The 13,120-nt window shown below is 70.1% G+C and carries 14 protein-coding genes; 3 read left to right on the forward strand and 11 right to left on the reverse strand.

The features are described 5' to 3' along the window. Positions 1-25: 25 nt before the first annotated feature. Entirely contained in the window at positions 26-1,150 is a 1,125-nt protein-coding gene (locus DFO65_RS09355; RefSeq protein ID WP_113904149.1) for a DUF3866 family protein, read from the forward strand. Positions 1,151-1,194: 44 nt separating this feature from the next. Here the strand turns inward: DFO65_RS09355 and DFO65_RS09360 are convergent, their stop codons facing one another. The 7 genes from DFO65_RS09360 to dop all read right to left on the reverse strand — a co-directional run bounded on the left by DFO65_RS09360 (position 1,195) and on the right by dop (position 7,240). Then, positions 1,195-1,566 carry an FKBP-type peptidyl-prolyl cis-trans isomerase gene (locus DFO65_RS09360; RefSeq protein WP_113904150.1) on the reverse strand — a complete coding sequence of 124 codons (372 nt, stop codon included), beginning with the start codon at positions 1,564-1,566 and terminating at the stop codon, positions 1,195-1,197. A gap of 22 nt (positions 1,567-1,588) precedes the next feature. Next, entirely contained in the window at positions 1,589-2,545 is a 957-nt protein-coding gene (locus DFO65_RS09365) for an FKBP-type peptidyl-prolyl cis-trans isomerase (RefSeq protein WP_245940583.1), read from the reverse strand. Positions 2,546-2,620: 75 nt separating this feature from the next. Next, positions 2,621-4,024 carry a Pup--protein ligase gene (gene pafA, locus DFO65_RS09370; protein WP_113904152.1) on the reverse strand — a complete coding sequence of 468 codons (1,404 nt, stop codon included), beginning with the start codon at positions 4,022-4,024 and terminating at the stop codon, positions 2,621-2,623. Continuing rightward, positions 4,024-4,713 (reverse strand): proteasome subunit alpha, encoded by a 690-nt coding sequence (prcA, locus tag DFO65_RS09375; RefSeq protein WP_113904153.1) that lies wholly within the window; start codon positions 4,711-4,713, stop codon positions 4,024-4,026. Before prcA ends, pafA begins: the two co-directional genes overlap by 1 nt. Then, on the reverse strand, positions 4,710-5,510 hold the full coding sequence (gene prcB, locus DFO65_RS09380; protein ID WP_113904154.1) for a proteasome subunit beta: 801 nt from the start codon (positions 5,508-5,510) through the stop codon (positions 4,710-4,712). The genes prcA and prcB overlap by 4 nt, the downstream gene beginning before the upstream one ends. Before the next feature lies 1 nt (position 5,511). Continuing rightward, positions 5,512-5,703 (reverse strand): ubiquitin-like protein Pup, encoded by a 192-nt coding sequence (locus DFO65_RS09385; protein ID WP_113904155.1) that lies wholly within the window; start codon positions 5,701-5,703, stop codon positions 5,512-5,514. A 1-nt stretch (position 5,704) separates the two neighbouring features. After that, entirely contained in the window at positions 5,705-7,240 is a 1,536-nt protein-coding gene (gene dop / locus DFO65_RS09390) for a depupylase/deamidase Dop (RefSeq protein WP_181778681.1), read from the reverse strand. 32 nt (positions 7,241-7,272) lie between these two features. Here dop and DFO65_RS09395 point away from each other — a divergent pair, with 32 nt between their 5' ends. Next, positions 7,273-7,644: a DUF3054 domain-containing protein gene (locus DFO65_RS09395; RefSeq protein ID WP_113904156.1), complete on the forward strand. Its 372-nt coding sequence runs from the start codon at positions 7,273-7,275 to the stop codon at positions 7,642-7,644. A gap of 40 nt (positions 7,645-7,684) precedes the next feature. Here the strand turns inward: DFO65_RS09395 and arc are convergent, their stop codons facing one another. The 3 genes from arc to DFO65_RS09410 are packed head-to-tail and all read right to left on the reverse strand — an operon-like array spanning position 7,685 to position 11,551. Continuing rightward, positions 7,685-9,334, reverse strand: a complete 1,650-nt coding sequence (arc, locus tag DFO65_RS09400; protein ID WP_113904157.1) for a proteasome ATPase — start codon at positions 9,332-9,334, stop codon at positions 7,685-7,687. After that, positions 9,331-10,344 carry a tRNA (adenine-N1)-methyltransferase gene (locus DFO65_RS09405; RefSeq protein WP_113904158.1) on the reverse strand — a complete coding sequence of 338 codons (1,014 nt, stop codon included), beginning with the start codon at positions 10,342-10,344 and terminating at the stop codon, positions 9,331-9,333. Before DFO65_RS09405 ends, arc begins: the two co-directional genes overlap by 4 nt. Before the next feature lie 46 nt (positions 10,345-10,390). After that, positions 10,391-11,551: a site-2 protease family protein gene (locus DFO65_RS09410; RefSeq protein WP_113904159.1), complete on the reverse strand. Its 1,161-nt coding sequence runs from the start codon at positions 11,549-11,551 to the stop codon at positions 10,391-10,393. A 108-nt stretch (positions 11,552-11,659) separates the two neighbouring features. Here DFO65_RS09410 and DFO65_RS09415 point away from each other — a divergent pair, with 108 nt between their 5' ends. Next, positions 11,660-12,469 carry a RecB family exonuclease gene (locus tag DFO65_RS09415; protein ID WP_113904160.1) on the forward strand — a complete coding sequence of 270 codons (810 nt, stop codon included), beginning with the start codon at positions 11,660-11,662 and terminating at the stop codon, positions 12,467-12,469. Here the strand turns inward: DFO65_RS09415 and DFO65_RS09420 are convergent. Then, positions 12,447-13,106, reverse strand: coding sequence for an HAD family hydrolase (locus DFO65_RS09420; RefSeq protein ID WP_113904161.1), 660 nt, complete (start codon positions 13,104-13,106; stop codon positions 12,447-12,449). The two genes, DFO65_RS09415 and DFO65_RS09420, sit on opposite strands and share 23 nt — an antisense overlap. Positions 13,107-13,120: the final 14 nt, after the last annotated feature.

Consider the following 13,120-nt stretch of genomic DNA (forward strand, 5'->3'; position numbering starts at 1 on the left):
GCAGACCGGCGTTAGTCTTGGGCACATGATCCATTGGCGCAAGGGAATCGTGACCGCGATCCGCTCGAGGCGGCCCGGCTGCACGGAGATCGAGGCGGAGCTCGACAAGGCGCTGCCCGGTTCGGACACCGTGGACATCAGGGCGATCGCCTACACGGAGGCGGTGGGAGACCCGCAGGTCGGCGACGTCGTCCTCCTCAACGTCTCCGCCCTGGCCAAGCGCCTGGGCACGGGCGGGTTCGGCCTCGTCGCGGCCCTGCCCGAGGCGCTGCCGGCCGACCCGCCTCCCGGTCCCGGACACCTCGTCAAGGACAGGTACTCGCCACTGCAGACGATGGTCCTCGGCGTCGACGACCAGGAGTCGGAGCACCATGCGACGCTGGCCGCGGCACAGTCGCTCGAGTCGATGCCGGTGCTCGTCGCCGATCTCCATTCCGCGGTGCCGGCGATCATCGCCGGGATCCGCGCGGAGGCGCCCGCGGCCCGCATCGTCTACGTGCTCAGCGACGGCGCGGCCCTGCCCGCCGCGTTCTCCCAGGCCCTGGCCGGGCTCAAGGAGGCCGGGTGGCTGGCCGGCAGCATCAGCACCGGCCAGTCGTGGGGCGGCGACCTCGAGGCGGTGACGATCCACACGGGCCTCCTCGCCGCCCGGCACGTCCTCGCCGCCGATGTCGCCATCGTCGCCCAGGGTCCCGGGAACCTCGGGACGGGCACGAAGTACGGCTTCTCGGGCCTCGTCGTCGGCGATCACCTCAACGCCGCCGCCCTCCTCGGCGGCCGTCCGGTGGGGGTCCTGCGGATGTCGAACGCCGACGCCCGCGGCCGGCACTTCGGCATCTCCCACCATTCCCTGACGACGCTGGCCGAGGTCGCCCGCCCGGGCGTCCGCGTGCCGGTGCCCGACTTCACCACCCTGAGCGCGACCGAGATCGCCGAGATGGACTCCGACCCGAACGAGCTCGCCGAGGTCACCGCCGGCCAGCTCGAGCGCCTGTCCATGCACGACCTCGTCGACGTCGATCTGCGCGGGCTGTGGCCGGCCCTGCGCGCATGCCCGGTGAGGCTGTCGACGATGGGACGCAGACTGCCCGCCGACGCGGCAGCCTTCCTGGCTGCCGCCGCGGCGGGCAGTTCGGCCCTGCGGCCGTGAGCGGACGGTCCCAGCGGACGGTCCGACGATCCTGACTGGCGGTCCTAGCGGACGTTCTCGAGGTCGCAGACGAAGATCAGGCTCTCGCCGGGCTTGATCACTCCGCCGGCGCCCTGGTCGCCGTAGGCGAGGTGCGGCGGGATCTGCAGGGTGCGGCGTCCCCCGACCCGCATGCCCTGGATGCCCTGGTCCCAGCCGGCGATGACCATGCCGGACCCGAGCCGGAACTCCAGCGGGGTGCCGCGGTTGTAGGAGGCGTCGAACTCCTCACCGGTCGAGTGCGCCACTCCCACGTAGTGGACGCTGACGGTGTCTCCGGGCCCGGCCTCGCGCCCGTCGCCGACGATCGTGTCCGTGACGACGAGTTCGGTCGGGGCCTCGCCCGGGAACTCGACCTCTGGCTTCTGCTTGCTCATGTTCTCTCCTGGTGGTTGCCGCTCAGCCCTGTGCCGAGAGGATGTCGACGACGAAGATCAGGGTCGCGTCGCCCGGGATGTTCGGGGGGCTTCCCTGCTCTCCGTAGCCCTTGTCCGGGGGGATGACGAGGACGACCTGGCTGCCGACCTTCTGGCCGATCAGCCCTTCGTTCCAGCCGTCGATGACCGGGGCCTGGCCGACCGGGTCGACGGCGAATGGCTCCCGCCCGTCCTGCCAGCTCGAGTCGAACTGCTTCGATGTGTCGTCCCACAGCCATCCCGAGTAGTGGACGGCCACGCTCTGGCCCTCCTTGACCTCGGGGCCCTCCCCCTCGATCGTCGTGTACGCCTCGAGCTCGGTCGGGGCCTCGCCCTGGGGCGCGGAGATCGCGGGCTCGCCGTTGTCCGCCCACGTGACCTCGACGGGGTTGCCCGACTGGTCGAGCTTCTCCCCCTCGGCCCGGGTCAGGGGCCGGGACGTGTCCTCGACGTCGATGACGTAGACGAGGGTCTGCTCGGGCTGCCCCTGCTGAGCACTGCCGTTGAGGGACATGACGACCCGCGATCCCACGGGCACGTCGATGAGTGCGTCGTAGAGATCCTGGGAGATCTGCGAGCTGTCCATCGGGAACCCGGCCGGGGCCTTCGAGTCGTAGCTCGATTCGATGACCTCACCGGTCGTGCCGGACACGAGGGTCATCTGCGCCGACACCTGCTCGCCCTCGGCGACCTTCGCGCCGTCGCCCTCGCTGACGACCTTGCTGGCGCTGCCCTCGACGACGAGCGGGGACTCGAACGTCACGGTCGGCTTCTCACCGAACGCGCCCTCGACGCTGACGTCGTCGAGGCTCGTCGACTTCGCGTCCTCGGCGGACACCGACGGCGGGGCGCTGGGGGTCGACTCGGCGGAGTCGTCCTGACCGCAGGCCGACAGCAGCAGCACGGCGGCGGCGATGGCACTGAGCACTTGAGTGCGCACGTGGTTCCTTTCGCAGGGGGTGGACCATTGCAGGATCTTACCGCCCGGGCCGCGGGCGGATTCCCAGAGTGGCTCTCAGAGTCCGGCGATGAGGGCCTGGGCCTGCTGATGCGAGGACTCGAACGGGTTCTTCAGCGCCACCGCCCGCCCGGATTCGTCGTTGAGGCGCAGGTGGACCCAGTCGACGGTGTAGTCGCGGCGAGCCGCGTGGGCGGCGCGGACGAACTCGCCGCGGATGGCCGCGCGCGTGGTCTGCGGGGGCCGGTCCTTGGCCCGGGCGACCGCCTCGGGGTCGACGAGGCACTCGGCCATGCCGGCGGCCTCCAGTTTGGGGAAGAGCCCGGTCGCGGGGGTGATGTCGTGGTAGGCGATGTCGAGCCGGTGGATGCGGGGATCGGCGATGTCATCGATGCCCCGGCCCAGGGCCCGGTCGATGAGCGCCTTCTTCATCACCCAGTCGATCTCGCGGTCGACGGCGCTGAAGTCCTGGGACTCCACGGCGGCGAGCATCCTCGTCCACAGATCGATGACGTAGCCGGCGAGCCCGTCGTCGCCGAGGCTGTGGTCGCCCTTCTCGACGATGACCTGGGCGCGGTCACGGTAGTCGGCGAGCAGACGCAGCGGGGTGATCGTCGAGGAGTCGGTGCGCTCGAGCGGCACCGTGCCGGTGAGATCCCGGGCGACGAGGCGGATGTCGCGCACGGGGTGGCGCAGCCCGTGCTCGGGGATGCGCGCCCCCTGTTCGATGAGGTCGAGGATGAGCACCGCCGAGCCGATCTTCAGCGCCGAGGTGGCCGTCGACATCGAGGAGTCGCCGACGATGACGTGGAGCCGGCGGTACTTCTCCGAGTCCGCATGGGGTTCGTCGCGGGCGTTGATGATCGGCCGCGACCGGGTCGTCGCCGATGACAGCCCCTCCCACATCACATCGGAGCGGGCGGAGAGGCCGAACATCCTCTCGTCGCCGGCGACCTCCTCGTCGGGGTGGAAGGACGACTTCGTCGGGATGACCGCCCCGGCGCCGACGAGCAGCTGCCGGGAGACGAGGAACGGCAGCAGGACGGAGGTCAGCCGGTTGAAGTCGAGGTTGCGCCGGATGAGGAAGTTCTCGTGCGAGCCGTAGGAGTTCCCGGCCGCGTCCGTGTTGTTCTTGACCATGTGGATGCGTCCGCCCACCCCCTCGGCCTCGATGCTCGACTGCGCTTGGGCGAGGAGGTCGACCATGAGCGCCTCCCCCGCCCGGTCCTGGGTGAGGAGGTCGATCAGCGTGTCGCATTCGGCGGTCGCGTACTCGGGGTGGGAGCCGACGTCGAGGTAGAGCCTGGACCCGTTGGGCAGGAACACGTTCGAGGACCGACCCCATTCGACGATCGGCCGGAACAGGTGGCGGGCGATCTCCTCCGGGCCGATCCTCCGCTGCTCGGGGCCCGGGGAGTGCGCGAGCCCGTACTCGGTCTCGAGCCCGTAGATGCGGGCCATCAGCTGCTGCGCATCTCGGTCAGGGCGGCTTCGCTCAGCCGCCGGAACTTCCGGTGCCCGGGCGCCGTGCGGTCGAGGACCGCCGCTTCGAGGTCGGAGGTGGGCAGCGGACCGCTCGTCGCCTCGGCGAGTGCCCCGACGCCGTGGACGAGGACCTCGCCCAGGGGCAGCGTCGAGGTGGTCAGGCCGTCGAGCTTCGCGGTGATCGCGTCGGCCTGGCCGCCGATGGCGACATGCTCGGTCTCGTCGATGACGGACCCGTCGTAGGACAGGCGGTAGAGCTGGTCGCCGGCGGCGCTCTCGCCGAGCTCCGCGACGACGAGCTCGACCTCGAAGGGCTTCGACTCGGTCGTGAACACCCCGGCCAGGGTCTGGGCGTAGGCGTTGGTCAGCCCACGGGCGGTGACGTCGGTGCGGTGGTAGGAGTAGCCGCGCAGATCCGCATACCGCACCCCGGCCTGACGCAGGGTCTCGAACTCGTTGTACTTCCCGACCGCGGCGAAGCCGATCCGGTCGTAGATCTCGGCGATCTTGTGCAGGGTCGGCGAGGGATTCTCGGCGAGGAACAGGATCCCCTCGGCGTACCGGAGCACGACGACGGAGCGGCCGCGGGCGATGCCCTTCCGGGCGAAGTCCGCCCGGTCCTTCATCAGCTGCTCGGGCGAGACGTAGAACGGTGCCTGGCTCATGAGCGCGCCCTCCCTCTGCGGCGGGCCACGACCTCGTCGGCGGTGGCGAGGATCGCCTCGGGGTCGACCTCCTGGGCACCGGCGACGGTGTCGACGGTGAAGACGGTCGGGGCGATCCCGCGGACGAAGTCGGGCCCGCCGGTGGCCGAGTCGTCGTCGGACGCGTCGAAGAGCGCCTCGACGGCGATGGTGATCGCGGATTCGACGTCGAGACCCGGCTCCCAGAGCTTCTTCAGCGCCCCGCGGGCCGGGCCCGAGCCGGAGCCGATCGAATGGAAGCGGTGCTCTTCGTACTTGCCGCCGGTGACGTCGAAGCTGAAGATCTGCCCCGCGGGGGTGGAGTCGTCGACCCCGGCGAAGAGCGGGACGACGGCCAGTCCCTGCATGGCCAGTCCGAGGTTGCCGCGGAGCATCGACGCGAGCCGGTTCGCCTTGCCCTCGAGGGAGAGCCGGGCGCCCTCGATCTTCTCGTAGTGCTCGAGTTCGAGCTGGAACAGCCGGATGAGCTCGAGGGCGACTCCGGCGGTGCCGGCGATGCCGATGACCGAGGAGTCGTCGGCGGGGTGCACCTTCTCCATCGCGTGGGAGGCGATGGCATGGCCGATCGTCGCCCGCCGGTCACCGGCCATGAGGATCCCGGTCGCGGTCTTCAGGCACACGATCGTCGTGCCCTCGGGCACCTGGTCGTGGACGTCCGACGCGCTCAGGGCGGGCAGGGTCTCGGGGGCGACGGCGCGCGCCAACTCGGCGAAGGAGTTGCTCGTCGACGTCAGGAAGGCAGGAGGGAACCCTGCCATGTCACTGTCCGCCCTTCTGCACGAAGTTGCGGACGAACTCCTCGGCGTTGGACTCGAGCACGCTGTCGATCTCGTCGAGGATCGAATCGACGTTGGAGGTGTTGATCTGCGCCGACACTGCCGTCGGCGGCTCGACCGGGGGCTCCGAGCCGCCGGTGGAACGGTCCTTGCTGATCTGTTCGTTGGAACTCATCTCATCCCTCGTCATCTCGGTTGGTCTCAAGTCTAGTCACACCCAGGGCACGGAGGAGCTCTTCCGAGGTGCGCACCTCGGCGAGGCGGTCGGCGAGCAGGGCGCGGTTGCCCTTGAGCGGTTCGGACATCGGCAGCCGCACGGTGCCGAAGGCCCCGGCGTCGAGCACGAGCGAATCCCAGCTCGCGGCCACGAGCGATTCGGAGAACCGGGTCACGGCCAGGGACCGCAGGTAGGCGCGGGTGCCGTCGGGCGGGGTGACGACGGCGCGCTCGACCTCGGCGCCGGTGGTCAGCCGGCGGATCCGGCCGGCCTGCTCGAGCCGGTGGAAGAGGCCCTTCTCGGGCCGGACGTCATGGTACTGGACGTCGATGAGCGCGAGCTTGGGGTGGTCCCAGTCGATGCCCTCACGCTGTCGGTAGCCGTCGAGGAGGACCCATTTGGCGACCCAGTCGATCGAGTCGGCGAGCGAGCGCGGGTCCTCGCGCAGACCGTCGAGGAACCGCCGCCACACCTGAAGCACCTGCCTGGTGTCCTCGTCGTCGGCGGCATGGGCGGCGCAGGCCGAGTAGTAGATCTCCTGGATCTCGAGCGCGGTGGCCTCGCCGCCGTCGCGCAGCGGCAGCCGCGTGCGCAGACCGAGGTCGTGGCTGACGTCCCACAGCGACTGGAGGGGATCGGCGAGCTCGACCGCGGGGGCGAGCCCGGACTCGATGAGCCCGAGGACGAGGGCGGTGGAGCCGAACCGGACGAGGGTGGCCTCCTCGGCCAGGGTCGCATCGCCGAGGATGACGTGGAGCCGGCGGTACTTCGCGGGGTCCGCGTGCGGTTCGTCGCGGGTGTTGACGATGGGCCGGCGCAGGGTCGTCTCGAGGCCGACCTCGGCCTCGAAGAAGTCGGCCCGGGAGGAGATCTGGAACCCTTTCGTCTCCCCCTCCCGGCCGATGCCCACCCGGCCGGCTCCGCAGAGGACCTGCCGGGTGACGAAGAACGGGGTCAGACCGGCGACGATCGCGTCGAACTCGACGGCCCGGTCGACGAGGTAGTTCTCGTGCGCCCCGTAGGACGAGCCCTTGGAGTCGGTGTTGTTCTTGTAGAGGTTGACGGGTTCGTCGCTCGCCGCCAGCGCCCGCACGGAGGCCAGCGCCACGAGGTCCCCGGCGCGGTCGTAGGTGACGAGGTCGCGGGGGGTGAGCACCTCGGGCGAGGAGTACTCGGGGTGGGCGTGGTCGACGTAGTAGCGGGCCCCGTTCTCCGTGACGACGTTCGCGAGGTACTGGGCCTCGACGGACTCCTGGGGCAGGTGGGTGAGCTGGGAGATGTCGGCGTCGGCGACGTTCATGAGGAAGCCGCGGGCGTCGGCGAGGGGGGACTCGGTCGCGAAGTCCCAGAAGCTCTGCGAGGACTTGAGTCCGCGCGGCCCGGCATAGGCGTCGACGACCCGCGCGGAGTCGCGCATCGGGTTGGCGTGGGGGTTGCCCGGCTGCGAGATCCCGAACTCGGTCTCCGAGCCCATCACGCGGTGCACACTGATCAACGTCGCCTCTCCCTTGCGTCTAGACTTCTCACGTGGCTGCGAAAAGATCTCATCTCCCCATCGCCCTGACCGTCGATCTCATCCTCGTGATCCTGTTCACGATCATCGGCCATTACACACATTCTCACACCTTCGACCCGACCGGGCTGTGGTCCACGGCCTGGCCCTTCCTCGCCGGGCTCGTCCTCGCGTGGCTGCTCGGCGCGGTCTGGGACCGGCCGGTCTCGCCGCTGCACACGGGCGGCGCGGTGTGGGCGATCACCGTGCTCACCGCCCTCGTCATCCGTGCCCTGACGGGTCAGGGCACGGCGGGGGCGTTCATCGTCGTCGCCGCCTCCCTCAACCTGCTCACCCTCGTCGGGTGGCGGGTCGTGGCGGCGGCGCTGACGAAGTCCGGTCGCTGACCGCCCGGCCCACCGGTCCGTGGGCCGTGACACCCGGCGCTCAGAGCAGGTCGGAGTTCGGGTACACCTCGGCGACGGGTTCGTCGGGCAGCGTCGACGCGCAGCGGTCGGCGCCGAGGTGCATCATCCGCAGGTGCGTCACCCGTTCGCCCTTGCGCCCGGAGATCCTCGCCCATTCGTCGGGGTTCGTCGTGTTGGGCAGATCCTCGTGCTCGCTGAACTCCTCGGCGATCGCGGCCGCGAAGTGCTCCCGGCTCAGGCCGCGCTCACCCGTGTCGAGCAGGGTCTTGATCGCCTCCTTCTTCGCCCGGTCGACGATGTTGTGGATCATCGCCCCCGAGGCGAAGTCGGAGAAGTGGAGGATCTCCTTCGAGCTGTCCGCGTAGGTGACCTCGACGAACTCGTTCTCCGGCGTCTGGGCGTACATCCTCTCGACGCAGTAGGAGATGAGGGCGGCGACCGCCTCGGTGCGACCCGGGTGACCGGCGAGCACGCTCTCGTGCAGGGGCAGGTCCGCGGTGATGTACTTCTCGAAGATGTCCCGTGCGGCGGCGGCGTCGGGCCTCTCGATGCGGATCTTCACGTCGAGGCGGCCCGGACGCAGGATCGCCGGGTCGATGAGGTCCTCCCGGTTCGAGGCGCCGATGACGATGACGTTGTCGAGCTTCTCGACGCCGTCGATCTCGGTGAGCAGCTGCGGGACGATCGTCGTCTCCACGTCCGAGGACTTCCCGGTCCCGCGGGTGCGGAAGAGGGACTCCATCTCGTCGAAGAACACGACGACGGGGAACCCGGCCGAGGCCTTCTCGCGGGCCCGGGCGAAGATGATCCGCAGCTGTCGCTCGGTCTCGCCCACGTACTTGTCGAGCAGCTCGGGGCCCTTGATGTTGAGGAAGTAGGTCCTCCGTCCGGCCCCGGCGCCGGACCGGTCCGCCAGCGAGTTCGCGACGGCCTTGGCGATGAGCGTCTTCCCGCACCCGGGAGGACCGTAGAGGAGGATGCCCTTGGGCGGTTTGAGCCCGTGCTCGGTGTAGAGCTGCGGATGCTCGAACGGCAGCTCGACGGCGTCCTTGATCTGATCGATCTGCTCCGAGAGCCCGCCGATGTCGGAGTACGTGATGTCGGGGACCTCCTCGAGCAGGAGCGAGGAGACCTCGGGCTTCTCGATGATCTCGAGGGCGAAGTGGGAGCGGGTGTCGACGAGGACGGCGTCGCCGACGCGCACGCCCGCCTCGCGCAGCCCCTCGCCGAGGGTGTAGACCTGCTCGTCGTCGCCCGGAGCGCCGACGAGGATGCGCCGCTCGTCGACGAACTCCCGGACCGTGACGACGCCGCCGACCGGAGGGAAGTCCCCGGTGCCGATGATGACGAGTCCCTCGGAGAGGAGCACGTCGGCGCCGGCGCGCAGCCGGGCCGGCTCGACCTCGGGCCCCACGGCCACGCGCATGCGCCGGCCGCCGACGATGACGTCAGCGGCGGTGCCGGTCTCGGTGAGCCCGATGAGCGTCCCCCAGGTGTTGGGGGGCTCGGTCAGCCGCCGGGCCTCCTCCTTGATCCGGTCGAGCTCGTCGCGGGCCGTGCGCAGGGTCTTCGACAGGGCCTCGTTCCGCTTGCCCGCGCTGTAGAGCTGCTGGCGGAGCGACGCGGTGTCCTCGCGCAGCTTCTTGACCTCGGTGGTCGTCTCGGTCACTGGTCCTCCTTCGAGGTCGGGAACTGTCGGTCCAATCGTCGGCCGGCCTCGCGCATCACGCGGCGCAGCTTCTTGCCCGTGGCCGTGCGGGTGCCGATCGCCTCCTCGGTGACCTCGGGGCCGGTCCAGGCCTCGACGTCGTCGGCGGAGGCGGGAGACCCCTGCGGCCGCCTCTTCTTCTCGAGCGGGGTCTCGCCCGGGGCCATCCGGCGGGCGGTGACGAGGAATCCGGTGTGGGCGATCATCCGGTGGTCGGGGCGCACGGCGAGGCCGTCGACGTGCCAGCCGCGGACCATCGCCTCCATCGACTGCGGTTCGCTGTAGCAGCCGCTCGCCCGCAGCGCCTCGACGAAGCGGGAGAGCTGGGGGACGGTGGCGACGTAGGCGATGACGACTCCTCCGGGGACGAGCGCCCGGCCGACCGCGTCGAGGGTGGTCCAGGGGGTGAGCATGTCGAGGACGACCCGGTCGACCGTGTGCTCGTCGAACGTGTCGCCCAGCGTCTCGGCGAGGTCGCCGACGGTGACGTCCCAGTTGTCGGGCCGACCATCGAAGAAGTCGGCGATGTTGCCGCCGGCGATGCGGGCGAACTCCTCGCGCAGCTCGAAGGAGTGGACGCGACCGTGCGGGCCGACGGCCCGCAGCAGGGCGATGGACAGGGCGCCGGAGCCGACTCCGGCCTCGACGACCGTCGCCCCGGGGAAGACGTCCCCGAGGGCGACGATGAGTCCCGCGTCCTTGGGGTAGACGACCGCCGCCCCGCGCGGCATGGAGAGGACGAAGTCCTCGTAGAGGGGGCGGAAGACCTGGAAGTCGACTCCCCCGGTGTTGGTCACCACGATGCCCTCGGGACGGCCGATGATGTCCTCGTGCGGGATCAGGCCCTTGTGGGTGTGGAACACCTCGCCGGGGGCGAGCACGATCGTGTGCATCCGCCCCTTGGGATCGGTGAGCTGGATCTTCTCCCCCGCGCTCAGCGCTCGGGACTCGGTCTGGGTTGGACGTGTCATGATGGCTCTACTCTACGCCGGGCAAGGCTGTCCTAAGAACACCGGTTCAGGCGGCGAGAAGCTCGTCGTAGAACTCCTGGAGGTCGATGACGCCGACGAGCGTGTTCTCGTCCATGACCAGACAGAACTGGGCCTTGGGCCGGTGGGTGAGCGACTCGAGGAGGTGGGGCGCGGTGATGTCCTTGGGCACCCCGATCCAGCCGCCCAGGGGGCGCACGACCTCACCGGCGGGCACCTGGTCGAGGGCGTCGCGCAGCCGCCGGGCGGCCGCGTGCCGGTCGACGAGCCCGAACGGCAGCCCCTTCTGGTCGAGGACGACGATGAGCGTCCGCTCCTTGGCATGACCCAGGGTGTTCGCGTAGTCGAGGGTGTCGGCGAGGTCCGCGTCCCAGGTGGCGGCGATCGCCGGCTGGACGACCTGGTCGAGGTCGTAGGTCTCCATCTTCCGGGCCCGCTTGGCATGGGTGGCGGCGTCGCCGGCGGAGAACCACAGCATGATCGCGATGAGCGACATCCAGGCCACGGTCAGCGGGTCGGGGCGGGCCCCGGCGAGCAGAGGGGTGATCACCGACCAGCCGATGAAGCCCACGGCGATGATCCTCCCCACCCAGCTCGCGACGATCGTCCCCAGGTACTGGGAGCCGGTGAGCCTCCACATCAGCGCCTGCAGCGCCCAGCCTCCGTCGAGCGGGATGCCCGGCAGCAGGTTGATCGCCCCGAGGGCGACGTTGGCGAAGGTCACCGCGATGAGGAGCAGCCAGGCGACCGAGGCCTGTTCGACCGCGCTCAGCGCCCACCACCCGATGAGGGCGAGGACGATGTTGACGATGGGGCCGACGATCGAGATGACGAAGCTCGTCAGCGCGGCCTTGTCCCGGGGGTTGTCGACCTGCGGCTCGAAGCGGGTGAATCCGCCCCAGATGTTGAGCTCGATCGCCGCGACCTTCTGCCCATAGAACTGACCGGCCACGCCGTGGGCGAGTTCGTGGAGGAACACCGAGGCGAAGAGGAGCACGGCGTACGCGAACGAGACCAGCCACGCCCACAGGCCCAGATCCGGGCGCACCGAGGCCAGCCAGGGTGCGAAGAGGAGCGTGATGACGATCGCGGCGAGGAACCAGGACCACGCCAGGATCACCGGAGCACCGAGAACCGTGCCCAGACGCAAGCCCGAGGAGGCGCCGGTCAGGTGGTTTTTCACGGCCATCGAAGGGAGTCCTCATGATTCGGGGTCGGGAAGTCTCAAGCGTAGCAGTGCGCCCACCGCCGATCGGCGCGCGATCGTCGTGTCAGTCCCCCTCGTTAGAGTGGGGGCATGGCCGAGCTCACGAGTCTCTCACCCTCCCGCGCGAACGACTTCCTCCAGTGTCCGCTGAAGTTCCGGTTCCGCAGCATCGACAGGCTGCCCGAACCGCCGTCGCTCGCGGCATTCAAGGGGACTGTCGTCCATTCGGTCCTCGAGCGGCTCTTCACCCTCCCGGCCGAGGAGAGGACGCAGGCGGCGGCCGAGGAGCTGCTCATGCCCGCGTGGTCCGAGCTCGTCGAGAAGGACCCCGAGGTGCTCGGGCTCTTCGCCGGCGAGGCGGAGAAGGTGACATTCTTCACAAGCGCGAGGGCGCTCCTGCGCTCCTACTTCACCCTCGAGTTCCCCGAGCACCTGGAGCCGGCGCAGACAGAGAAGTACGTGACGACGACCCTGGACAACGGGCTCGAGCTGCGCGGGTTCATCGACCGCGTCGACATCGCCCCGGGAGGAGAGAAGCGCCTCGTCGACTACAAGACCGGCCGCCAGCCGAAGCCGCAGTACGGGCGGGAGGCGAAGTTCCAGATGGGCTTCTACGCCCTCGTCGAGTACCGGCTCTCCGGCGACCTCGTCCACACGCTCCAGCTCATGTACCTCGGCTCCGGCACCGTGGTGAAGATGCACCCGACCCCGGCCGACCTCGAGCGCACCGAGTTCGAGATCGCCGCGATCTGGGCCGACATCGTCGCCGCCGCCGAGTCCGACCGGTGGCGGCCGCGGAAGTCCCCCCTGTGCGGCTGGTGCACATTCAAGCCGCTGTGCCCGGCATGGGGCGGCACGCCCCCGGCCACGCCGGAGATCACACGGATAGTCGGGGCCTGAGCGCCCGCAGGTCGGCCGGAGAGCGGCCCTCGAGCCCGGACCACAGGTGGCGCCCGGGCAGCGGATCGAGCTCGACGAGGTGCGGGATCCCCACGGCGATCGTCCCGGCCGCCTCGGCGCTGGCCAGTCCCGGCACGGAGTCCTCGAGAGCCGCGCAGTCGCGGGGGTCGAGCCCGAGCAGCGCCGCCGCCGTGAGATAGGGCTCGGGGTCCGGCTTCCCGGCGCTGACCTCGTCGCCGGCGACGATGCCGACGAAGCTGTCCGGCGGGCAGGCCGCCACGACCGCCTCGGCGAGGCTCCGGTAGGAGGCGGTGACGAGCATGCAGGGGATGCCCTCGGCCCTGGCCGCGCCGAGGAACTCGAGCGCCCCCGGCCGGAACGGCACCGCGACCTCGACACGGGAGATGACCGCGGTGAGCAGACGGTCGACGATGACGTCGGGGGCGAGGTCGAGACCCGCCGCGCGGAGGATCCCCGCGGAGGTGAGCAGGTCGTTGCCGACGAACTCGAGGCCCTGCTCGTGGCTCCAGTCGAGCCCGTGCGCGCGCATCAGCTCGGTTTCGGCCTCGATCCAGTACGGTTCGGTGTCGACAAGGGTTCCGTCCATATCCCAGAGGATCGCAGCAGGGGTGACCATGCATCCAGCGTAAT

Source organism: Brevibacterium sanguinis (assembly GCF_003315415.1).
Taxonomy (GTDB): Bacteria; Actinomycetota; Actinomycetes; order Actinomycetales; family Brevibacteriaceae; genus Brevibacterium; species Brevibacterium celere_A.

Coding starts and splice junctions, on each gene's coding strand:
- pafA (WP_113904152.1), bottom strand. CDS start 4,024: ATGGCCCGCATCTACGGGCTCGAGACCGAGTACGGGCTCGCGCACTCC.
- DFO65_RS09405 (WP_113904158.1), bottom strand. CDS start 10,344: ATGACACGTCCAACCCAGACCGAGTCCCGAGCGCTGAGCGCGGGGGAG.
- DFO65_RS09355 (WP_113904149.1), top strand. CDS start 26: ATGATCCATTGGCGCAAGGGAATCGTGACCGCGATCCGCTCGAGGCGG.
- prcB (WP_113904154.1), bottom strand. CDS start 5,510: ATGGCAGGGTTCCCTCCTGCCTTCCTGACGTCGACGAGCAACTCCTTC.
- DFO65_RS09360 (WP_113904150.1), bottom strand. CDS start 1,566: ATGAGCAAGCAGAAGCCAGAGGTCGAGTTCCCGGGCGAGGCCCCGACC.
- DFO65_RS09415 (WP_113904160.1), top strand. CDS start 11,660: ATGGCCGAGCTCACGAGTCTCTCACCCTCCCGCGCGAACGACTTCCTC.
- DFO65_RS09410 (WP_113904159.1), bottom strand. CDS start 11,551: ATGGCCGTGAAAAACCACCTGACCGGCGCCTCCTCGGGCTTGCGTCTG.
- DFO65_RS09420 (WP_113904161.1), bottom strand. CDS start 13,106: ATGGTCACCCCTGCTGCGATCCTCTGGGATATGGACGGAACCCTTGTC.
- prcA (WP_113904153.1), bottom strand. CDS start 4,713: ATGAGCCAGGCACCGTTCTACGTCTCGCCCGAGCAGCTGATGAAGGAC.
- DFO65_RS09385 (WP_113904155.1), bottom strand. CDS start 5,703: ATGAGTTCCAACGAACAGATCAGCAAGGACCGTTCCACCGGCGGCTCG.